The sequence below is a fragment of the Streptomyces sp. NPDC111628 genome (assembly GCF_055635195.1).
On record NZ_JBVKBZ010000002.1, the window covers coordinates 604,015 to 625,214 of the forward strand.

At 73.3% G+C, this 21,200-nt stretch carries 16 protein-coding genes; 9 read left to right on the forward strand and 7 right to left on the reverse strand.

Annotation, left to right across the window (positions count from 1 at the left end; all coding sequences use genetic code 11):
- Positions 1–434: 434 nt before the first annotated feature.
- Entirely contained in the window at positions 435–1,895 is a 1,461-nt protein-coding gene (locus ACZ7MF_RS10560) for an aldehyde dehydrogenase family protein (protein ID WP_471475775.1), read from the reverse strand.
- A 45-nt stretch (positions 1,896–1,940) separates the two neighbouring features.
- Positions 1,941–2,900, reverse strand: coding sequence for an amidohydrolase family protein (locus ACZ7MF_RS10565; protein ID WP_471475776.1), 960 nt, complete (start codon positions 2,898–2,900; stop codon positions 1,941–1,943).
- Between the two features lie 104 nt (positions 2,901–3,004).
- On the opposite strand from ACZ7MF_RS10565, the gene ACZ7MF_RS10570 reads away from it, so the two are divergent.
- The 4 genes from ACZ7MF_RS10570 (at position 3,005) to ACZ7MF_RS10585 (ending at position 6,569) form a co-directional block, all read left to right on the forward strand.
- Complete coding sequence (locus ACZ7MF_RS10570) at positions 3,005–4,624, forward strand: bifunctional 3-(3-hydroxy-phenyl)propionate/3-hydroxycinnamic acid hydroxylase (RefSeq protein ID WP_471475777.1); 1,620 nt, start codon at positions 3,005–3,007, stop codon at positions 4,622–4,624.
- An 80-nt stretch (positions 4,625–4,704) separates the two neighbouring features.
- Positions 4,705–5,523, forward strand: a complete 819-nt coding sequence (locus ACZ7MF_RS10575; RefSeq protein ID WP_471475779.1) for an IclR family transcriptional regulator — start codon at positions 4,705–4,707, stop codon at positions 5,521–5,523.
- Between the two features lie 108 nt (positions 5,524–5,631).
- Complete coding sequence (locus ACZ7MF_RS10580; protein ID WP_471475780.1) at positions 5,632–6,210, forward strand: NADPH-dependent FMN reductase; 579 nt, start codon at positions 5,632–5,634, stop codon at positions 6,208–6,210.
- Positions 6,211–6,254: 44 nt separating this feature from the next.
- Positions 6,255–6,569, forward strand: a complete 315-nt coding sequence (locus ACZ7MF_RS10585) for a winged helix-turn-helix transcriptional regulator (RefSeq protein WP_471475781.1) — start codon at positions 6,255–6,257, stop codon at positions 6,567–6,569.
- A gap of 667 nt (positions 6,570–7,236) precedes the next feature.
- Here the strand turns inward: ACZ7MF_RS10585 and absR1 are convergent.
- A complete protein-coding gene (gene absR1 / locus ACZ7MF_RS10590) occupies positions 7,237–8,316 on the reverse strand; it encodes a beta-glucuronidase AbsR1 (protein ID WP_471475783.1) in 1,080 nt (359 codons plus the stop codon).
- A 72-nt stretch (positions 8,317–8,388) separates the two neighbouring features.
- On the opposite strand from absR1, the gene ACZ7MF_RS10595 reads away from it, so the two are divergent.
- Complete coding sequence (locus ACZ7MF_RS10595) at positions 8,389–10,218, forward strand: LuxR family transcriptional regulator AbsR2 (RefSeq protein ID WP_471475784.1); 1,830 nt, start codon at positions 8,389–8,391, stop codon at positions 10,216–10,218.
- 64 nt (positions 10,219–10,282) lie between these two features.
- On the opposite strand, the gene ACZ7MF_RS10600 is transcribed toward ACZ7MF_RS10595, so the two are convergent.
- Positions 10,283–13,495 carry a CHAT domain-containing protein gene (locus ACZ7MF_RS10600; protein ID WP_471477214.1) on the reverse strand — a complete coding sequence of 1,071 codons (3,213 nt, stop codon included), beginning with the start codon at positions 13,493–13,495 and terminating at the stop codon, positions 10,283–10,285.
- A 217-nt stretch (positions 13,496–13,712) separates the two neighbouring features.
- Between ACZ7MF_RS10600 and ACZ7MF_RS10605 the strand changes: the two genes are divergently transcribed.
- From ACZ7MF_RS10605 to ACZ7MF_RS10615, 3 genes are all read left to right on the forward strand, one after another.
- Entirely contained in the window at positions 13,713–15,146 is a 1,434-nt protein-coding gene (locus tag ACZ7MF_RS10605) for a S8/S53 family peptidase (RefSeq protein ID WP_356865898.1), read from the forward strand.
- A gap of 71 nt (positions 15,147–15,217) precedes the next feature.
- Complete coding sequence (locus ACZ7MF_RS10610; protein ID WP_037923721.1) at positions 15,218–15,793, forward strand: RNA polymerase sigma factor; 576 nt, start codon at positions 15,218–15,220, stop codon at positions 15,791–15,793.
- The gene (locus tag ACZ7MF_RS10615) at positions 15,790–16,299 is read left to right on the forward strand and encodes a hypothetical protein (RefSeq protein ID WP_471475786.1); all 510 of its coding nucleotides are present in this window, start codon (positions 15,790–15,792) and stop codon (positions 16,297–16,299) included. The genes ACZ7MF_RS10610 and ACZ7MF_RS10615 overlap by 4 nt, the downstream gene beginning before the upstream one ends.
- A gap of 38 nt (positions 16,300–16,337) precedes the next feature.
- Here ACZ7MF_RS10615 and ACZ7MF_RS10620 read toward each other — a convergent pair whose 3' ends face one another.
- Entirely contained in the window at positions 16,338–17,561 is a 1,224-nt protein-coding gene (locus tag ACZ7MF_RS10620) for a cytochrome P450 (protein ID WP_471475787.1), read from the reverse strand.
- A gap of 96 nt (positions 17,562–17,657) precedes the next feature.
- Positions 17,658–18,455, reverse strand: coding sequence for an N-formylglutamate amidohydrolase (locus tag ACZ7MF_RS10625; RefSeq protein WP_471475789.1), 798 nt, complete (start codon positions 18,453–18,455; stop codon positions 17,658–17,660).
- 79 nt (positions 18,456–18,534) lie between these two features.
- On the opposite strand from ACZ7MF_RS10625, the gene ACZ7MF_RS10630 reads away from it, so the two are divergent.
- Positions 18,535–18,876, forward strand: coding sequence for a DUF5713 family protein (locus tag ACZ7MF_RS10630; RefSeq protein WP_471475790.1), 342 nt, complete (start codon positions 18,535–18,537; stop codon positions 18,874–18,876).
- Positions 18,877–18,943: 67 nt separating this feature from the next.
- Here the strand turns inward: ACZ7MF_RS10630 and ACZ7MF_RS10635 are convergent, their stop codons facing one another.
- Positions 18,944–21,163, reverse strand: a complete 2,220-nt coding sequence (locus ACZ7MF_RS10635; protein WP_471475792.1) for an NADP-dependent isocitrate dehydrogenase — start codon at positions 21,161–21,163, stop codon at positions 18,944–18,946.
- Positions 21,164–21,200 lie beyond the last annotated feature (37 nt).

Sequence of the window (21,200 nt, forward strand, 5' to 3'; positions counted from 1 at the left end):
CGGGGTGAGGGAGCGCGCGCGGCGAACGACAACGCACAGCTCGCGGGGGCAGTCGGCCGACCCGGATTCGTGGATGCGAAGACCCGTTTCCGGGCGCCGCCGGCTCCGGTGAGCCTAGGCGCTATATGTGATAACAGCAAGACTTCCGGAGTCCCTGTCGACCCGCTTGATGGACTGCGTGTCGGCCACCGTCCGCAGCATGTCGTCCCCGGTGAACCGCCGGCCGCCCGGAGCGCGCGACGCGGTCGCGGAGACGGCGACGGCCTTCGCCATCAGGAACCGGGAGCCGACGTTGATCTCCTGGGTCCGCTTCCAACGAGCAGCTCGGCGTGGACGGTGCGGCCATGAGGATGCTCCTGTGCCGTGTGACGTTGGCGGAAGCCCTGGGGCGGGACGCGTCGCGCGGACGCGGCCCCGCCCTCGCCGGGCCGCCGTCAGTGGTGCTGCGGCACGTAGTCCTGGGTGATCTGCTTGTACTCCAGGAAGTCCTCCACGGACGCCAGGCCGCCGAGCCGGCCCACGCCGCTGGACTTGAAGCCGCCTTCCTCGAACTCGATGGTCAGGTTGGCCCAGCTGTTGATGGAGATGAGCCCGGCGTCGAGCTGCCGCGCGACTCGCACCGGACGGTCCGCGTCACGGCTCCAGACACAGGCGCTCAGGCCGTACTCGGTGTCGTTGGCGAGGGCGATCGCCTCCTCCTCGGTGTCGAAGACCTGGACGGTCTGGACCGGGCCGAAGGTCTCCTCCTGGACGATCGGCAGTGAGGAGTCGGTGACCGCGAGCAGGGCCGGGTGGTAGAAGGCGCCGCCGGCCAGTTCGGGGCGGGTGCTCGGGCCGCCGCGGACGATCGGCTTGGCGCCGGCCGCGATGGCCGCCTCCACCGCGGCGTCGACGCGGGCCACCGAGGCTTTGTCGATCAGGGGACCGATCTGGCTCTCGGAGTCGGCGGCGGGACCGGGACGCACGCTCTCCAGACGCTGGGCCAGTGCCGCGGTGAACTCGTCCGCGATCTCCCGCTGCACCAGGACCCGGCTGCCCGTCATGCAGAACTGCCCGGCGAAGACGGTGCACGAGGCGACGGCCGTGGCGAGCGCGGCCTCGAGGTCGGCGTCGGCGAAGACCAAGTGAGGGGTCTTGCCGCCCAGTTCCAGCCCCACCCGCTTGAAGTGGGCCGCCGCGCCCTGCGCGATGAGCCGCCCCGTGGCCGTGCTGCCGGTGAAGCTGATGGCGGGCACCCGCGGCGACTCGACCAACAGGCGGGCGACGTCCGAGCCGGACTCGACGACGACGTTCACCACGCCCTTCGGCAGCTCGGGCACCGAGTCGAGGATCTCGCTCATGAGCGCGGCGGTACGGGCCGCCTGCCCCGGCATCTTCACCACGGCCGTGCAGCCCGCGGCGAGAGCCGGGGCCAGTGCGCGGATGCACAGGTAGGCGGGGGAGTTCCACGGTACGACGATGCCCGCGACACCGACGGGCTGCCGGATCGACATGGCCTGGCGGCCGGGTTGGGTGTCGGTGACCCGGCCGTGCGGCTGGACCGCGAGCCCCGCCGCGAAGCGCAGCGCGCGCAGGATGAAGTGCGACTCGAAGCCCGCCTCATGACGGAGTTTGCCGTTCTCCAGGCACAGCGTGTCGATCACCTCGTCCATGCGTGCCGCGTACGCGTCGGCGAGGTGGCTGAGGGCGGTCGCGCGCACCATCGGGTCGAGGCGCCAGTCTCCCCCCTTGAACGCGCGGTCGGCCGCGTCGATGGCCCGCTGCCCCACCTCGGCGTCGGCGTCCGCGTACGTGCCGATCACCTCGCCCGTGGCCGGGTTGATGCTGTCGCGGGTCCGTTCGGAACCGACCCACTCGCCGTCGATCCAGTGCCGTGCGGTGTTGTCCGGGGTCATGTCGGCGACTCCTTGCGTGAGAGGGGTAAGAGGGGAGGTCGGCCTTCAGAGGCCGAGGAGCCGCTCGGCGTTGCCGTGGGCGATCTTCTCGCGGTCGGCCTCGCTGACGGGTGCCGTCCGCAGGAACTCGGTGGCGGCCGCCATCTCCTCGAAGGGGTAGTCGGTGCCGAAGAGGATGTGGTCCGAGCCCAGGGCGAGCAGGGCGCACAGCAGCGGTGCGGCCGAACACACGCCGCTGGTCGTGATGTACAGGTTGTGACGGACGTACTCCGACGGGTTGTCCCGGGCCAGCTCGACGCCCTGATGGTTGTGGTACTCCCAGCGGGAGTCCATGCGCCACAGCGCGTAGGGCAGGCCCTCGCCCATGTGGCCCAGCAGCAGCTTGGCGTCCGGGAAGTCGTCGAAGACGCCGCCGAACACGCACCGCATGAAGTGGGTGGCGGTGTCCGTGCCCCAGCTCCACATCGGACCGATGAGTTCCGGGTGTCCCTGGATGACGTGCGGGACGTCGACGCCGTTGGCCGGGTGGAGGTAGAGCGGCACGTCCAGGCCCGCGGCGCGCTCCCAGACGACGCGCAGCTCAGGGTGGTCGAGGTAGCGGCCCTGGGTGTGCGCGTTCACCAGGGCGCCGCGCATGCCCAGCTCGGAGACGGCGCGCTCCAGCTCGTCGGCGGCCGCCTTCGGGTCCTGCAGCGGCAGCGCGGCGAAACCGGCGAAGCGGTCGGGGTGGTCGGCCACCACGCCGGCGAGCAGGTCGTTCACGGCCGTCGCCCGGGCGATTGCGGTGGCGGCGTCCTGCTCGGCCTGGATGCCGGGGGAGTTGAGGGACAGCACCTGCATGTCCAGTCCGACCGCGTCCATCTCGGCCAGCCGCTCGCCGGTGAGGTCCAGGAGTCGCCGGGACGCCTCGCGCCACTTGTCCGGCTGAAGGATGGCGGCCGCAGAGGCGCCGTACTTCTCCAGCTCGGGTGTGACGAAGTGTTCCTCAAGACCGATGGTCCGCATCGCGACTCCTCGATTTCACTTATATGCATTGACTTCATCGATGGTGAAACGTACGTTCCGTCGGTGTCAACCCTTTGGAACGTCCGAGTAAGTGGAGGTGCCCGATGACGGGTACGGATGTCGCCGCGGTGGGCCCGGTCCCGGACGGGACCGCGGTGGACGTGGTCGTGGTGGGGTACGGTCCGGTGGGCATGGTGGCGGCCGCCCTGCTGGGACGGGCGGGGCACCGGGTCCTGGTCCTGGAGCGCTACGCGGGCCTGTACAACCTGCCGCGCGCGGCCAGTTTCGACGACGAGACCATGCGCACCCTGGCGCGTCTCGGCGTCGCGGAGGAGCTGCTGCCCAAGGTGCGCGTACAGCCCACCTACGAGTGGCGCAACGGCAAGGGCGACCTGCTGATAGAGCAGTCCTTCGCCGCGAACGGGCGCAGCGGCTGGGCCGAGTGGAACATGATGTACCAGCCCGACCTCGAAGAGGCGCTGGACACCCTGTGCCGCTCCATGGACCGGGTGGAGGTGCGGCACTCCGGCTCCGCCGTCGCTCTGGAGCAGACCGAGGACCGGGTCACGGTCACCGTCGAGGGCCCCGGGGGACGCGAGACGGTGGAGGCGCGCTACGTCCTGGGCTGCGACGGCGGCAACAGCTTCGTGCGCTCCGCGCTCGGTGCGGAACTGCACGACTACGGCTTCTCCGAGCCCTGGATGGTGTGCGACTTCCGCTTCCGCCGTCCGACCGAGGTTCCGCGCGCCCTGCAGCTCGGTGACCCGCTGAGCCCCACCTCGATCATCTCGCTCGGTCCCGCACACCACCGGTTCAGCTTCATGCTCGACTCGGTCGGCGACTTCGAGAGCGAGCGCGACCCGCAGCGCGTCTGGAAGCGGGTCGCCTCCTACCTCACCCCCGACGACGCCGACCTCATCCGCGTCGCCACCTACACCTTCCGGTCGCTGATCGCCGACCGGTGGCGCCGCGGCCGCGTCCTGCTCGCGGGCGACGCGGCCCACCAGATGCCCCCGTTCCTCGGCCAGGGCATGTGCTCCGGCTTCCGCGACTCGCAGAACCTCGCGTTCAAACTGGACCTGGTGCTGCGCGGTACCGCGCCGGACGACATCCTCGACACGTATCAGACCGAGCGCGAGCCGCATGTGCGCGCGGTGACCGAGAAGGGCATCGAGTTGGGGCACCTCCAGACCCTGCGCGACCCCGAGCAGGCCGCCGCGCGCGACCGGACGCTGCTGGCCCGCCGCGCGGAGTCCGCCGCACCCGAGCCCATGCGCTTCCCGGACCTGGTGGACGGCCTGTTCACGCGGGGCGCGGAGGCCGGCCGGGGCCGGCTGTCGGTGCAGGGCGTCGTCGACGACGGCACTCGCCGCGACCGCCTGGACCAGGTCGTGGGCGGTGGCTTCCACCTGCTCGTGGAAGAAGGGCATTGGGCCGGGCTGGAGGACGGCCGGTTGCTCGACGACCTGGCCGGGGCCGGGGTCCGTGTCGTCGTCCTCGCTGAGCGGGCGGCCGAGCATCCGCGAGCGGCCGTCGTCCAGGACGTGGAGGGCACCTACCGCGCGTGGATGGCCGAGCTGGGCTGCTCGGCCGTAGTGGTCCGACCCGACTTCTACGTGTACGGCACGGCGAGCGGCTCCGACGCGGTGACCGGGCTCGCGACCGAGCTGCTGGGCGCGATCCACGGCAACGCGACAGCCCGGGAGGTGGGGCCGGAAGCCTGATGCCCCTTCCGCGGCCCCGGTGTTGTCCCCGGCGGACGGTTCAGGGCCACGGCGTCGGGCCGGTCACTATGATCGCTTCCGTGAAGACACAACCCCCCTCCGACTCCGCGCCCGGCGAGGCGTCGCCGGCCCGGCAGGGCATCCAGTCCGTCGAACTGGCGATGACGGTCCTCCAGGCCCTGGAAGAGGGACGGGGGCCGATGAGCCTCACACAGATAGCCGCCGCCTGCGGCATGCAGCCCAGCAAGGCCCACCGCTACCTGGTCAGCCTCGCCCGGGTCGGCCTCGTCGCCCAGTCGCCCAGCTCCGGGCGCTACGACATGGGTCCGGCCATGCGGCGGCTCGGCGTCGAGTCGCTGCGCAGGATGGACGAGGTCGCGCTGGTGAGCGAGCACCTGCCGGGACTGCGGGACAGCACCTCGCACGCGGTCAACCTGTCGGTGTGGGGCGATCACGGACCGGTCGTCGTGCGCTGGGAGTACGGCGCCCACGCACTGCCGATCACCGTCCGGGTCGGTGCCACCATGCCCCTGCTGACCTCGGCCATGGGAGGCGCGTTCCTCGCGCACCTGCCCGAGCAGCTCACCGAACCGGTGCTGCGCGGGCAACTGGAGGCGGAGACGCTGGACGCGGCCACCCGGGACCGCGTCGACCGGATCAGGGCCGGGGTACTGCGGGAGGGTGTGGCCACCACCGTCGGGGGTGTCATTCCCGGTATCACCTCGGTGGCGGCCCCCGTGTTCACCGCGGGTGAGTCCTTCCCGCTCGTCGTCACCCTGGTGATGCCCGCACGGGGCGTGACGGAGGAGGACGTGGCACGCCTGTCGGACGAACTGCTGCGTTCCACCCGTGCCATGTCCGAAGTGCTGGGTTACGCGGTGGACCAGCACCGGCCGTAGGACCCGGGGCCTGCGGCCGAGTGCATGTTTCCTGTGTTGGGTAAGGATTGCTTGTCTACTCAGGAAAACTTAGTATCAGGCCAGGACCCTGGAAAGGCGACGTCGAACATGAGCAAGCTGGAAATCATCGTGGCGAGCACCCGCCCCGGACGCCTCGGCCCGAGCGTTGCGCGCTGGATCGAGGCGGAAGCCGCCACGCACGGAGGCTTCACGGACATCGAGGTCGTGGACCTCGCCGAAGTGGACCTGCCCTTCATGAACGAACCCCACCACCCGCGGTTCGGCCGCTACACCCACCAGCACACGCGCGACTGGAGTGCCAAGGTCGCCGAGGCGGACGCCTTCGTGTTCGTCATGCCGGAGTACAACTACGGCTACAACGCCGAACTCAAGAACGCGATCGACTACCTCCACAGCGAGTGGCGGTACAAGCCGGTCGGCATGGTCAGCTACGGCGGCGTGTCCGCGGGCACGCGCGCGGCGCAGATGATCAAGCAGGTGGTCACCACCCTGAAGATGACGCCGGTCTTCGAGGCGGTGTCCATCCCCTTCGTGCAGCAGTTCATCGACGACGACAAGCGTCTGGTGCCCAACGACGTCATGACCAGCTCCGCCAAGGCGATGCTCGACGAACTGGTGCGGTTCACCGACGCCCTGCGCCCGCTGCGCGCCCCCGTCGCGTCGTGACACCCGGACCGGTGCCGGAGGATGGGGACATCCACCCGGTCTGCGTGCGTTTTCACACGGCGATCGAGATGATCGGCACCCGCTGGACCGGCGCGATCCTGCGGGCGCTCTTCACGGACCAGTGCAGATACGCGCAGATCAAGGCCGCCGTCCCGGGAGTGAGCGACACCATGCTGGCGCAGCGGCTTCGGGAACTGCAGCGCGACGGCCTGGTCGAGCGTCATGTCGTACCCGTGACACCCGTGCAGGTGGAGTACCGACTGACACCCAAGGGACACGACCTGGAACCGGTCCTCGACGCGATCATCGCGTGGTCGCACACCTGGATCCCCTTGCCGGGCCCCGACCCGGCCTCCTGACGCTTCCCGGGTCCGCCGGGGCGAGCGACGACGCTGTGTGCCGTCCCTGCCGGGAAGGCGAGGGTGTCGGTGCCGGGACGTGATGATTGCACCGGCCCGTCGGGAGGCGGTGACGACGAGCATGAACGCGGGGCGACGTGACCGACGGCGGTTCGCCGGCCCAGGTGGCCCCCCGCCGGTGAACGCCTTGTGGAGCGGCCGCCCACGGAGATCCTGCGTCGGTCCGTCCTCCGCCTGCCGGCCGACCCCGACGCTGTTCCCCCTGGGCGGCTGCCGGACAGTGGCACGGCCAGGCTGCGGTGCGGCTCAGGGAAGACCGTTACGGTGTGCTACCGCGTCGACGGGCTGCGGAATCCCGCCCGGTCACGGGCCCTGCTCGCACAGAATCGCGTGCCGGAGTACCCGGGCCGCCGCCCCCGCGGCGCTGACCGGCGTGCCAAACCTCATCGAGCGGCGCCTGACCGCCCACCCGGCCTTCGGCTCCGCCACCTCGCGGGCCGTCCCGCCTGACGGGACGAGACATCCGGAAGTCGCCGTGTCCGCCGCCCCCCAGCGGCGGACACGGCGTGTGCCGCGGCGCGTCGCCCTCCCCCGAAGGCGGCGCGCCGCGGCCGGCCCCCGGCGCCGGTCTGTGGCCACGGCGCACGGGTGCTTGTGAGCCGCGCGGTCACCAGTACATGACCGCCGTCTCGCCCGCACCCCACGAGGAGTACAGGCGCACCCGGACGACATAGCGGCGGCCCTTGACGAAACGGGCCCTGATCGTGGCGTTGCCGGAGGTTCCCCCGTCGTCCTGTCCGGCGAAGTAGCGGGGCACACCCTCCCGCTCCTCGAAGACGACGACGACGGCGTCGCTGTCACCGAAGGTGCCCACGGTGTACGCGCGGGTCTCCGGCGGATCCACGCGGAAGTCGGCCTGCTCGCCGGGCCCCAGACCCAGCGGCACCGAGCGGAACGGCACCAGCGGACCGGGCCGGCCGGTGGGCGGGTACCAGCGCAGGGCGAACTCCTTGTCGGCGGCGGAGAGCGTACCGGGCGGGCGCAGGCCGGAACGGTAGTGCTCGGGCTCCAGTATCAGGCCCGAGGAGAACGGGTACTCCATGATCGACTGCGGGTCCCAGACCGGGCCGTTGGCCTCGTCGCCGTCGAGCTTGCGCAGGATGTTGTGGAAGGTCCGCTCCCGGCTCCAGTGGTTGGGCGGGCCCGCCAGCTCGGCGTAGACGGCCTCGTCGTCCCAGAGGATGCCCGCGAACGGGCTCTGGTGCTCGTGCAGCATGCCGAGCGCGTGCCCGATCTGGTGCAGGGCCGTCGCCCGCTCGCCCGGTGCGGTCAGGTCCCAGCCGAAGTTCATCGTGCGGTCGTTCAGACCGACCCCGAGCGCGTCCTTGCCCACCGCCGACCACGACCCGTCGCCGGGCTGGAAGCCGATGCGCAGCTCCGCCTCCGACCGGTCGCGGACCTCTTCGAGGCCGAGGCCGATGCCGAGGTCCTGCCACTCCCGGAAGCAGTCGCGCACCACGTCCCGCTGCTCCTCGGTCCCCGCCCACGAACCCCGCCGGGGCCGCCCGGTACCCGGCATCGGGACCACCGAGGCGTCGGTGTCGCCGCCGAGGAAGCAGTAGTGCAGCACGGTGGCGTTGACCCACATCCGCTGCCCGCCGACGAGCGCGGCGACGCGCTCGACGGCCAGCCCCGGCGGAAGCACCGGGGCAGGCTGCTGCGCGAGCGAGCAGTAGCGTGCGGTCATGGCCATCAGGGTGCCGTCCGGCGCGGTCCCGGCGCCTGAGTCGGGGGGTACTCAAGTCACCCTGTATCAGGGATGAGTATGCCGACTCATGTTGCCGTGACGACTTCTCTGCGGGACGCGAAGAGGCTGGAGACCCCCTGGCCGTTCACCGGGCGGGCGGACGAACTGGAGCTGGTGCGCCGGTCCGTGGCGGCCGGACGGGGCGGCCTCGTCGTGACGGGCCCGGCGGGCGCGGGCAAGACCAGGCTGGTGACGGAGGCCGTGCGCGGCACCGACTGCGCCCGCGCCGCCGGGACGCCCGAGACCCGGGACATCCCCTTCGCCGCCTTCGCCCACCTGCTGCCCGAGACCGTCACCCTGCACCGCGCGGTACAACTCCTGTCCGGCGTACGGCTGCTGCTGGTCGACGACGCGCACCTGCTCGACGCCGCCTCCGCCGCCCTCGTGCACCAGCTCGCCGTGCACGGCCGCACCCGCCTCCTGGTCGTCGCCACCGACGGTGCTCCCGTGCCGGGCGCCGTGTCCCGGCTGTGGTCCGGGGAACTGCTGCCGCGCCTCGCCCTGGAACCGCTGCCGCGCGAGGAGACCGCCGAACTCCTCACGGCCGGCGCGGACACCGTCCTGGAGCCGCTCACCGTCGACCGGCTGCACCGCCTGTGCCGGGGAGACCTGCGGCTGCTGCGCGAACTGCTGACCGCCGTCCGCGAGGGCGGCCGGCTCGTGCCGGTGCCGGACACGGACCAGTGGGCATGGCGCGGACCCGTGCCGATCACCCCGGAGGTCAGGGAGCGCACCGCCCAGGTACTCGACCGCCCCCGCACCGAGGAGCGGGAGACGCTCGAACGCCTCGCCTTCGCCGAGCCCTTGCCCCTGGACCTGGACCTGGACGCGCTCGACGTACGGATCCTGGAGAACCTGGAGGCCGAGGGCCTGGTCACTGTCGACGACCACGGCGCCGGCCGCCTCACGCACCCCCTGCACGGCCCGGTGCTGCGCGCCGCCGCGGGCCGGCTGCGGGCCCGGCGCCTGGCCCGCACCCCGAACCGGACGGGCCCCGCCCTGGAGGCGGAGCGGGCCGCCCTCGCCCAGCGTATCGAGCAGGCCGACGTACGGCCGGTCGAGGCGCCGGTGGGGGAGTGGCTGGCCGCGGAGGGAGTGCCGCTGCCGGCCGGGTACGCGGCGCTGCGGGCCCGGTTCGCCCTGTTGGGCGGGCGGCTGCGCGACGCCGCGGCCTGGGCCCGAGAGGGCCTGCGGACCGACCGAGGCGATCCGGCCTGCCTCGGCGAACTCGCCCTGGCCGTCGCACAGTCGGGCGACGGACGACTCGACGGCGACGGGGCGGCCGGTGCCGGCGTCTGGGCCGCCGCCGCGCGCGGCGACCTCGACGAGGCGGTCCGGACGCTCCACCGGGGCGATCCGTACGACGCCGTCCGGCTCGGCGCGCCCGAGCGCGCGGGCGGCCGGCTGACCGGCGTCTTCGCCGTGCACGCCGACGCCCTCGCGCGGGAGGACGGGCCGACGCTCGACCGGGTCGCCGATGAGCTGGAGCGACGTGGATTCCTGCTGTTCGCGGCCGAGGCGAGCGCCCAGGCGGTACGCGCCCACCGCGACCCCCGGTCCGCCCGCACCGCCCGGACCCGGGCCGCCGCCCTCGCCCGGCGCTGCCAGGGCGCCCGCACCCCCGCACTGTCCGGCCTGGTGCTGGGCGAACTCACCGCCCGGCAGCGGCAGATCGTCACGCTCGCCGCCGCGGGCCTGAGCAACCGGCAGATCGCGGAGCGGCTGACCCTCTCCGTCCGCACCGTCGGCAACCACCTCTACGGCGCCTACACCCGCCTCGGAGCGCGCGACCGCGGCGCCCTGCCCTGGCTCATGGAACTGCCCGAGTCCCAACCCGCCTGAGCCTTCGGCCGGGTGCCGGGTGCCGGGTGCCGGGTGCCGCGTACCGGGTACTGGGGTGGCGGGCTCAGGCCGCCCCGAACGCCGTGAAGGCCCACCCCGTCGCCTGGTGCACCGCGTCGCCCGGCAGCGCGGCCCGCGCGTCGCGCAGCGCCTCCGCCAGGGACAGGCCGGCCTCCAGCCCCTTGTGCAGCGCGAGCATCAGGGGCACCACCGCGGCGTCGTTGACCGGCGCGGTGCACGCCACCACCCCGGCCGTGCCCAGCGGCAGCAGCGCGGTGACCAGGCCGAGCAACTCGTCGGCGCCCACCGACGCGAAGCGCGCGGTGTCGCAGCACGGCAGGATGATCCGGTACGGGCTGCGGTCGAGCCGCTCGAAGTCGTGCACGATGAGCGGCCCGTCGGCCATCCGCAGCGACGAGAACAGCGGGCTGTCCGCACGGAAGGTCCCGTGCGCCGCGATGTGCGCCAACGCGGCCCCGTCCAGTTCCCGCAACACGCTGGGCACCCGTGCGTCGTCGCCCTCCAGCACGACGGTCCCGCCCCGCACGGCGGCGACCCCGGGGGCACCAGGACGCGCCCGCCGGGCAGCGTCGCCCTCCCGCCCGACGACCTCCCCGCCGTCGCTGTCGACGAGCAGCGAAACACGCCTCCCGTCGCCGTCCGCCGCGGCCGGCTCAGCCAGCCCCCCGCGCTCCCGCCCGCCCCGCGGCGGCACCGCGAGCGCCCCGGCGGGCCGTCCGTGCTCGCCGCGGTACGGCCCGCCCTGCGACGGCACCCGGCGCGCTCCGGGCGACGGTGCGTGTTCGCCGCGGTCCGGTCCGGCCTGCGGCGGCACTGAAGACGTACCGGCCGCCGGTGCCTGCTCCGTGCGACCGGGTCCGCCCGATGCGGGTGCTTGGTACGGCCCGGCGGGTTCTCCGTGCACCCCGTGCTCTCCGCGCTTCCCGCGCTTCCCGTGGTTCCCGTGGCTCCCGTGGTCCGGCGCGGCCTGCGGCGGCGTGGCAGCCGGGCCGGTCGGCTGTGGGTGTTCGGCGCGGTCCGGTCCGCCCTGTGGCGGTACTTGGTGTGACCCGGTCGGTTCGCCGTGGTTCCCCGGTCGCCGCTCGCCCTGGGGCGGCGCCGAAGGCATGTCGGCCGGCTCTGCTCGTCCTCCGCGCCCCCGTCCCGGCGGCCGCGCCCCCGCGTACCGCTCGGAGAGTTCCGGCACCTCGGCGCCGCCGCTCGCCAGGCCCGGGCCGCGGACCAGGACCTGGCGGCCGCCGGGCGGGGGAGCGGTGTCCCTCGCGCGCAGCCAGCTGCTCGCCGACGGCGACACGCTGAGGACGCGTTCCCGCAGGACGGGCAGCAGCGCCCACGGCACCCGGTGCAGCCGGCCCGGCGGGACCACGACGACCGGGCCGGAGCCGAGGTGGGCCGCGGCCGGTCCCAGCAGCAGGTGCTGGAGGCGGGCGCCGGCCGCCTCCACCAGGGGCAGCCGCGCCTCGGCACCGGGATGGGCCAGCCGCCGCAGACCGGCCTGAACGTGCTCGGCCTCCCGTTCCGCCTCGGCCAGCAGCCCGGCCTCGAAGCGCCGTACCCGGCCCTGCCCGCACAGCAGCACGTGCACCCGCCCGTCGAGCACCGCCAGCTCCACCAGCCGCACCTCGTCGCCCAGCCGCCGCAGCAGCCGCCGCACGTCGAACCGGTCGCCGTCGCCGGGCGCCTCGCCCCGCATGTGCAGGGTGCGGGAGCGGATCTCCCGCTCCAGGCGCCGCTGTTCGCGCTCCAGCGCGGGAGCGGGCCGGCCGCCGTCGGTGCGGGCCTCCTCCGCGCGGGCGGCCAGTTCCCGGAACGCCGTCATGGCGGTCAGCAGCACCGGATCGGCCGGCGGCCGGGTCGGCGGCGCCGACAGCACCGTCGCCCGCCAGCGCTCGCTCCAGCCCAGCAGTCGCCGCGGCCCGCCCGAGACCAGCGACGCCCGCTGCGCCAGCGCCGCCAGCTCCGCACCCTGCGCGGTGGCCCGGGCCCGCAGCTCCGAGGCGCCCAGCGTCATCCGGTGGTCGTCGAGGACGTCCAGACCGCGCCGGCAGGCCTCAAGAACGCCCCGCGCCGACCCCGCCGCCCGCGCCCGCAGCGCCTGCGCCGCCCAGCCCGTCATCCGCGCCAGCGGCGGCCCGCTGTGCCGGCTGCGCGCGGCCACCGCCAGATGCCGTTCCGCGTCCGCGGTCCAGCCGAGGTCCAGCGCGATCCGGCCCGCCAGGAGCGAAGCCTCCGGCGCGGCCGGCGCACCGAAGGCCGCCAGCCGCTCCGCCACCGCCGCCGCGTCCGCGACCAGTCGCCCCGACCCGCGCCCGGTGGCGACCCGCGCCTCGATCAGCACCAGCCGGGCGTGCGTCTCGTACCAGGTGCGCCGCTGCCCGGCGAACAGCCGCACCGCGACGGCCGCGCGCGCCAGCGCGGTCTGCGGCTCGTCCGCCAGCCGGGCCGCCCGCGCGGCCACCAGCAGCAACTCCGCCTTGCGGGTGGACTGCCCGCCGATCCCGTCCAGCGCCGCCACGGCCCCGTCCGCCTCCGCCAGCGCCTCGGTGGCGAGCCCCGCCGCCATCAGCACCTCGCAGCGCCGGATGGTGAGCATGAACGTCGGCGTGCCCAGCTTCGCGTACCGCTCCTCCGCCTCGTCGAGGAGCCGCAGCGCCGCGGGTACGTCACCCGACCGGAAGGCCGCCAGACCCCGGCTCTCCACCGCGTCGGCCTTGTCGTGTTCCTGGCCCGTGGTGTCCCACAGCGCCTCCGCAGCGGTGAAGTCGGCGTCCGCCCGCTCCACCGAGCCCAGCGCCAGGTGCACGGTCGCCCGCAGTGTCAGCGCCCGCGCCGTCCAGATCACGTCCTCCGCCTGCCGCAGCACCGGAATCGCCCGCCGTACGTCCTCCAGCGCCTCGCCGTGCCGGCCGAGCACCCACCACACGTACGCCCGCCGGAACAGCACCCGCGCACGCGTGTGGCCGCTCCCGCGCGCCACGCCCCGCTCGAACGCCTCCAGTCCCGCCCGCGTACGCCCGGCGTGCACCAGCGCGACCCCGAGCGTGGCCAGGACGTCCGCCTCCCGCTCGGCCGAGTCCGCGCGGGCGGCGAGGTCGCGGGCGCGCCGCAGATGGGCCAGGGCGCGCCGGGTGTCGCCGAAGTCCCGCTGCCAGATGCCGATCACCTGATGGGCGACCGAGGCGTGCAGCGGCGAGGGATCGGCGCCGAGCAACTCCTCCGCCCGCGTCAGCGCTTCGCCCGGGGCGGCGAACACCATCGGCAGCAGGTCGAGAACCGAGTCGTTTCGCGCTGTCACCCCACGGATGGTAGTGCTCCGGAACCACGCCCCACAGGTTCGAGTCTGTATCAATCGGCCGCCCCGGGACTCTGATTGACGACCGCCGGCACCACCCTGGTCACATCCTCGGTCACACCCGCGGTCACGCCCGAGGCCCCGGCCGTCGTCACCGCCACCGCCACAGTGGAGGACAAGAATGGCACCACAGCGATTCCGCGAGCAGTTCGACCAGATCCAGCGCTCGATGCCGGACGTCCCGCTGGCGATGGGCCCGGACGACTCCGCCGAGTTCTTCTACGAGAAGGGCGTCGTCCTCGCCCGCGACGGCGAGGAGGCCCGGCTCGTCGAGGACACCGTGCGCGACCACTTCACCACGATGGCCGGACTCACCCCGGACCACGTGCGCCGGGCGAGCCCCGAGTCCAACCGCACCGGCATCACCCGCATCCAGGTCGCCGACCCCGGGGAGGGTGCCCGCGACGGCGACCCCACCGTCGCCCACGCCCTGCGCTCCCTCAGGACGGTGGAGGGCCGCGCGGGCCGCCGGCTGATCAGCCGCAACCACGTCGTCTCGATCGCCGTCAACGCCTGCCCCGGCGACGAGCCCGTCCCCGTCCCGCTGAGCGAGCCGCCCAACCCGGCCGCCGACGGGACGCCGTACGACGCCGCGACCGCCGTCGGCGTCCTCGTCATCGACACCGGCCTCATGCACGACTACCGGTCCTACCCGCTGCTGGCCCACACCGAGGGCGACGCCCAGATCAGGGAGTGCGGCGACGACGGCGTCCTCTGTCAGTACGTCGGACACGGCACCTTCATCGCCGGGCTCGTCGCCGCCGTCGCGCCCAACACCGAGGTGACGGTCCGCAACACCCTCAACGACGCGGGCGCGATCCTGGAGTCGGAGCTGGGCGAGAAGCTCTTCGAGGCCGTCGACCGCGGCGGCTGGCCCGAGGTCCTCAGCCTCTCCGCCGGCACCTCCAACGGCCGCACCGACGGCCTGCTCGGCGTCCACGCCTTCATGGAGGAACTCCGCGACCAGCGCACCCTGCTGGTCGCCGCCGCGGGCAACAACGCCAGCGCCACGCCCTTCTGGCCCGCCGCCTACGCCACCCTGCCCGGCTGGGAGGACTCGGTGCTGTCGATCGGGGCGCTGCGCTCCGACGGCGAGTTCGGCGCCTGCTTCAGCAACCACGGCGGCTGGGTGCGGGCCTACGCCCCCGGCGAGCGCCTCACCAGCGCCCTCACCGGCTTCGGGACGCCCGTGCCGTACGTCTACCAGCATTCCACCTACGACGCCTGCCGGTTCGGCTTCACCTATGCCTGCACCTGCCAGTACCCCCGGCACAACGGGGTGCTGAGCGAGCCGGGCGAGGCACCCGCCAAGCCGGACCAGGTGATGTTCGAGGGGCACGCACAGTGGAGCGGCACCTCCTTCGCCACCCCCGTGGTCGCGGGGCTGGTCGCCTCCCGCATGACGGCGCACAAGGAGACCGACCCGCGCGCGGCCGGCCGGCAACTGCTCGCGGCCAACACCGAGTACGCGGAGGTGCGCGGGGCGCACGTGCCCGCGCTGCTGCCGCCCACCTGGCGCCCGGTCCCCGTCGACCCGTCGGAAGGCGGGTCGTGAACGGCCTGCTGACGGTCGGAACCATCCACTCCACGGCGTACGATGGCAGGTCGTACACGAGGGGTGGGACCGTGGACCGTGCAGATGTCGGGGCGCTCGTCCAGTCGGCGGCCGACGGGGACGCGGCGGCCTGGAAGTCACTGGTGGACGGACTCGGCCCGCTCGTGTGGTCCGTGGCCAGGTCGCACGGGCTGTCCGACGCCGACGCGCACGAGGTGTACCAGACCGCCTGGTTCCGGTTCGCCCAGCACCTGGGGCGGATCCGGGAACCGGAGAAGACCGGCTCCTGGCTGGCGAGCACGGCACGGCACGAGTGCCTGAAGCTGCTCAGGGCCTCCAAGCGGTGGACGCCGACCGACGATCCACAGCTGCTCGACCGGCCGAGTGAGGACCGTACGCCGGAGGAGTCGGTGCTCGACTCCGAGGAGGCCGCCGCGCAGACCGAGCGCGTACGGCTGCTGTGGCAGGAGTTCGAGGAACTGGGCGAGCGGTGCCGCCAGTTGCTGCGGGTGCTGATCTCCTCGCCACCGCCCAGTTATCAGGAGGTGTCCGCCGCGCTGGGTATCGCGGTGGGCAGCATCGGGCCGATGCGCCAGCGCTGTCTGCGCCGGCTGCGGGCCCGGCTGGAGGCACGGGGGACGAAATGAGCGATCTGAACGACGAGCACGACGAGCACGACGAGCACGACGCCCAGGACGCGCACGACGCGCGTGACGGGGAGCTGCACGACGGTCTCCTGGAGGAGGAGCTGCGGCAGGCCGCCGCGATCCTGGACCCGGTCCCGGCCGAGCTGCGGCGGATCGCCGTCGACGCCTTCGTCCTGCACGACCTGGACGCCCGCGTCGCCGAGCTGACCTTCGACTCGCTGGTGGACGGCATCCCCGTCAGGGGGGAGACGGACCCGCCGCGGATGCTGACCTTCCGCACGGACGCGGTGACCGTCGACGTCGAGGTGACCGCGGACGGTCTGATCGGCCAGCTGCTGCCGCCGGGTCCCGCCGGGATCGAGGTGCTGAGCGGCCCGCGGGCCCACGCGCGGCTGACGGCGGACGACATGGGCCGCTTCACCGGCGACGCCCCGCCCGCCGGTCCGTTCGCACTGCGGCTGCGGACCGGCCGGGAGGTGGTCGTGACGGAGTGGCTGCGGGCCTGAGCGCGCCGCCCGCCGGGTGCGGGTGACCAGGTGCGGGGCTACCAGGCGCAGGGCAGCGTGCGCGGGCCCCTGATCATGGTCTTGCGGCGCCAGGCCACCTGCTCGGCCGGGACCGCGAGCCGCAGCCCCGGCAGCCGGTCGAGGAGCGTGTCGACGAGCAGCTCGGTCTGCATCCGGGCGAGCACGGCGCCGGTGCAGAAGTGGTGCCCGTTGCCGTACGCCAGGTGCGGGTTGGGGTCGCGGTCCAGGTCGATGCGGTCCGGGTCGGGGAAGACGTCCGGATCGCGGTTGGCGGCCAGGTACGAGACGTACACCGGCTCACCGGCGGCGATGCGCGTCCCGTGCACCTCGACGTCCTCCAGGGCGATGCGGGCGAGGCCCACCGACGTGCGGTGCGAGATCCAGCGCAGCAGCTCGTCCAGCGCCGCGCCGCGCGCCTCGGGCCGCTCGCGCATCCGCGCCATCAGCTCGGGGCGGGTGAGCAGCAGGTACAGCATCTGGCCGACGTTGTGCGTGACGGCCTCGCCGCCGATCTGCAGCGGCCCCGCGAGCCCGACGGCCTCCGTCTCGCCGACCTCGCCGCGGCGCACGGCGGCGCCGAGCATCGCGTACACGTCGGTGCCGTCGCTGCCGGCCCGGGCACGGACGGTCTCCGTGATCCACCCGTACAGGCCCTGCTTCGCCCGCTCGGCGGCCTCGGCGCCGCCGGAGGTCGAGATGATCTGCCGGGTCCAGGAGTGCACGCGCTCCCGGTCGGCGGCCGGCACGCCCATCACCTCGCTGACGACGGCGATCGGGAAGGGCTCCAGGACCCGCTCGACCAGGTCGGCCGGGGGGCCCTCGGCCAGGATGCCGTCCACCAGCCCGTCGAGGATCTCCTGCGCCCGGGGCCGCAGCCGCTTCGTGGCGCCGACGGTGAAGGCACCCGCGACCGCGTGCCGCAGCCGGTTGTGGTCGGGCTGGTCGGCGAAGGCGAGCGAGCCGGGGCGCGGCTTGAAGTGCGGTGCGAGGCGGGTGATCTGACGGCGGGTCACCTCGGCCCGTCCGAAGCGCACGTCGTTCGTGATCGCCTTCACGTCGTCGTACCGCGTCGCCAGCCAGGCCCAGCCCTCGCCGTGCGGGAGCCGGACGCGGGTCAGCGGCCCCTCGCGCATCAGATCGGCGAGGACCGGATCGAACTGCGGACCGTCCAGGTCGAGTGCGGGCCAGTCCCGTACCGGGGGCGGCGACTGGCCGGTGAGCGTGGTGGTCTCCTGCGTCATCCCCCCACCCTCGCCGCGCACCCGCCCGGCTGTCGCGCGGGAGTGCTCCAGCCGGTGGGGACCGGACTCCAGGCGGTGTGGACCGGCCGCTCGTCCTCAGCCCGACACGGCGTCGACGAGCGCCGCCAGCGACCCGGCGAGCCGGGACAGCCCCGGCCCGGCCGGACCGCCCGGCTCCGTCATGTAGGTGTCCCGGCGGATCTCCACCATCAGCGCACCGACCTCGCTCCGCGTGCCGTAGAAGTCCAGCGGCACGTACGTCCCGCCGAACGGGCTGTCCAGGCCGGTCTCCCCGCAGGGGGCGAACGCCTCCCGGGCCGCGGCGAGCAGCTCGGGCGGCGTGTGGAAGGCGTCGGTGCCCAGGCAGACGGGCGGGCGCGGGCCCTCGCCGTGCAGTTCGTAGGGGAGCGGCTCGGCCGGGTAGGAGTGCACGTCGACGATCACAGCCCGGCCGGTGGCCGCGATCCGGTCGGCGACGGCCTCGGTCATCGCCCGCGCGTACGGCCGGAAGTACCGCTCGATCAGCGGCGCGGGGTCCGTGTCCGCGGCGCGCAGCACCTCGCGGTGCGAGGTCCGCGTGTACACGGCGCCCATCCCGACGGCCGTCATCTCCTCCCGCTCGTCCGGGAACCGCTCCGGGTCCACCACCAGCCGCGACATCCGGTTCACGAACCGCCAGGGCGTGAGACCGGCCAGTCCGGCGGCCCGCCCGGCGATCTCCGCGGTGTGCGAGTCGGTCATGTGGTCCAGTTCCCGCTCCAGCTCCGCGTCGGACAGGACGAGCCCGGTCCGGACGTCGGCCGGAACCTCGCGGGAGGAGTGCGGCACGTGCAGCAGGACGGGGGAGCGCGGGGCGCCCGGCAGCAGCTCGAAGGCGGGCGGGGTGTCGGTCACGGGGCGGCTCCCGGGGCGTTGTCAGTGGGGTGCGGCAGGATCGCGGGGACGATGCGGGGCAGCGAGGACAGGGGGCGTCATGCCGATCACCAATCAGCGGGTGACCGCACATCGGTTTCTGGGGGATCTGTACGAGGACGACTACTTCCCCGATCACCTGGTGGACCGGGGCAGCGAGATCCTGCTCCGGCTGTGTGCCCGCGTCGAGGCGGACCGGCCGGCCGGGCTGGAGGCGCTCTACGCGCTGACCCACGCGGCCACCGAGGAGTTCAACGAGCTGGAGGCGGCCTTCGAGGAGGCGGGCAGCGAGATCGAGACCACGGCCCGGGAGGAGATCGGCGAGGCCTTCTGGTTCGTCGCCCAGGCCTACGGCTTCCCGGACGCGGACCCGGAGGAGCTGATCGCCCCACGGGAGTGGTGAAGAGGCGGCACCCCGCCTCCGAGGGGACGGAGACGGGGTGCGGGGGTCCGTGCGGGCCCGGTGAGGATCAGGCGAAGGACGCCAGCGCCTCGTTCCAGGTGGCCGACGGGCGCATGACCTCGGCGGCCTTCGCCGGGTCGGGCTGGTAGTAGCCGCCGATCTCGGCAGGCTTGCCCTGGACGGCGTTCAGCTCCTCGACGATCTTCTGCTCGCTCGCGGTGAGCGTCTCGGCGAGCGGGGCGAAGGCCTTGGCCAGGTCCGCGTCGTCGGTCTGCTTCGCCAGCTCCTGCGCCCAGTACAGGGACAGGAAGAAGTGGCTGCCGCGGTTGTCGATGCCGCCGACGCGGCGGGTCGGGGACTTGTCCTCGTTGAGGAAGGTCGCCGTGGCCCGGTCGAGGGTGTCGGCGAGGACCTTGGCCTTGGTGTTGCCGGTGGCCTCGGCGTACTGCTCCAGGGACGGCACCAGCGCGAAGAACTCGCCCAGGGAGTCCCAGCGCAGGTAGTCCTCCTTGACCAGCTGCTGCACGTGCTTCGGGGCCGAGCCGCCGGCACCGGTCTCGAACAGGCCGCCGCCCGCCATCAGCGGGACGACCGACAGCATCTTGGCGCTGGTGCCCAGCTCCAGGATCGGGAACAGGTCGGTCAGGTAGTCGCGCAGCACGTTGCCGGTCACCGAGATGGTGTTCTCGCCGCGGCGGATGCGCTCCACCGACAGCTTGGTGGCCTCGACCGGGTTGAGGATCCGGATGTCCAGGCCCTCGGTGTCGTGCTCCGACAGGTAGGTCTTCACCTTGGCGATCAGGTTGGCGTCGTGGGCGCGGCCCTCGTCCAGCCAGAACACGGCCGGGTCGCCGGTGGCGCGGGCGCGGGTCACGGCCAGCTTCACCCAGTCGCGGATCGGCGCGTCCTTGGTCTGGCAGGCGCGGAAGATGTCACCGGCGGAGACCGTCTGCTCCAGCACGGCGTTGCCCGCGGCGTCGACCAGGCGGACGGTGCCCGTGGTGGGGATCTCGAAGGTCTTGTCGTGGCTGCCGTACTCCTCGGCCTTCTGCGCCATGAGGCCCACGTTCGGGACCGAACCCATGGTGGAGGGGTCGTAGGCGCCGTTGGCGCGGCAGTCCTCGATGACGGCCTGGTACACACCGGCGTAGGAGGAGTCCGGGATCACGGCGAGGGCGTCGTGCTCGCCGCCGTCCGCGCCCCACATGTGACCGGAGGTGCGGATCATGGCCGGCATGGACGCGTCGATGATGACGTCCGAGGGCACGTGCAGGTTGGTGATGCCCTTGTCGGAGTCGACCATGGCCAGCTCCGGGCCCTCGGCGAGCTCCGCGTCGAAGGACGCCTTGATCTCGGCGCCCTCGGGCAGGGACTCCAGGCCCTTGTAGATGCCGCCCAGGCCGTCGTTCGGGGTGAGACCGGCCTTGGCGAGCACGTCGCCGTACTGGGCGAAGGTCTTCGGGAAGAAGGCGCGGACCACGTGGCCGAAGATGATCGGGTCCGAGACCTTCATCATCGTGGCCTTCAGGTGCACCGAGTAGAGGATGCCCTCGGCCTTGGCGCGGGCGACCTGCGCGGTGAGGAACTCGCGCAGCGCGGCGACGCGCAGCACGGAGGCGTCGACGACCTCGTCCTTCTTCACCGGCACCGACTCGCGCAGCACCGTGGTGGTGCCGTCGTCGCCGACCAGCTCGATCCGCAGGGTGCCGTCCTCGGCGATCACCGCGGACTTCTCGGTGGAACGGAAGTCGTTCTCGCCCATGGTCGTCACGTTGGTCCTGGACTCGCCGGTCCAGGCGCCCATGCGGTGCGGGTGGGTCTTGGCGTAGTTCTTCACCGACGCCGGGGCGCGCCGGTCGGAGTTGCCCTCGCGCAGGACCGGGTTGACCGCGGAGCCCTTGACCTTGTCGTAGCGGGCGCGGACGTCGCGCTCCTCGTCGGTCTTCGGGTCGTCCGGGTAGGCCGGCAGCGCGTAGCCCTGGCCCTGCAGCTCGGCGACGGCGGCCTTGAGCTGCGGGATGGACGCCGAGATGTTCGGCAGCTTGATGATGTTGGCGGCGGGCGTCTTGGCCAGCTCGCCCAGCTCGGCGAGGGCGTCCGGGATGCGCTGGTCCTCGGTGAGGTACTCCGGGAACAGGGCGATGATGCGGCCGGCCAGCGAGATGTCGCGGGTCTCGACCGCGACACCCGCCTGCGAGGCGTACGCCCGGACCACCGGCAGGAACGAATACGTCGCCAGGGCCGGGGCCTCGTCAGTGTGTGTATAGATGATGGTCGAGTCAGTCACCGGGTGCTCCGCTCCACGTCTGCAACATTGCTCGACA

Excerpts from the sequence above, each read along its gene's own strand:
- ACZ7MF_RS10560 (WP_471475775.1), bottom strand. The coding sequence starts at position 1,895 with ATGACCCCGGACAACACCGCACGGCACTGGATCGACGGCGAGTGGGTC.
- ACZ7MF_RS10605 (WP_356865898.1), top strand. The coding sequence starts at position 13,713 with ATGGCACCACAGCGATTCCGCGAGCAGTTCGACCAGATCCAGCGCTCG.
- ACZ7MF_RS10615 (WP_471475786.1), top strand. The coding sequence starts at position 15,790 with ATGAGCGATCTGAACGACGAGCACGACGAGCACGACGAGCACGACGCC.
- ACZ7MF_RS10570 (WP_471475777.1), top strand. The coding sequence starts at position 3,005 with ATGACGGGTACGGATGTCGCCGCGGTGGGCCCGGTCCCGGACGGGACC.
- ACZ7MF_RS10595 (WP_471475784.1), top strand. The coding sequence starts at position 8,389 with ATGAGTATGCCGACTCATGTTGCCGTGACGACTTCTCTGCGGGACGCG.
- absR1 (WP_471475783.1), bottom strand. The coding sequence starts at position 8,316 with ATGACCGCACGCTACTGCTCGCTCGCGCAGCAGCCTGCCCCGGTGCTT.
- ACZ7MF_RS10600 (WP_471477214.1), bottom strand. The coding sequence starts at position 13,495 with ATGGTGTTCGCCGCCCCGGGCGAAGCGCTGACGCGGGCGGAGGAGTTG.
- ACZ7MF_RS10630 (WP_471475790.1), top strand. The coding sequence starts at position 18,535 with ATGCCGATCACCAATCAGCGGGTGACCGCACATCGGTTTCTGGGGGAT.
- ACZ7MF_RS10580 (WP_471475780.1), top strand. The coding sequence starts at position 5,632 with ATGAGCAAGCTGGAAATCATCGTGGCGAGCACCCGCCCCGGACGCCTC.
- ACZ7MF_RS10565 (WP_471475776.1), bottom strand. The coding sequence starts at position 2,900 with ATGCGGACCATCGGTCTTGAGGAACACTTCGTCACACCCGAGCTGGAG.
- ACZ7MF_RS10620 (WP_471475787.1), bottom strand. The coding sequence starts at position 17,561 with ATGACGCAGGAGACCACCACGCTCACCGGCCAGTCGCCGCCCCCGGTA.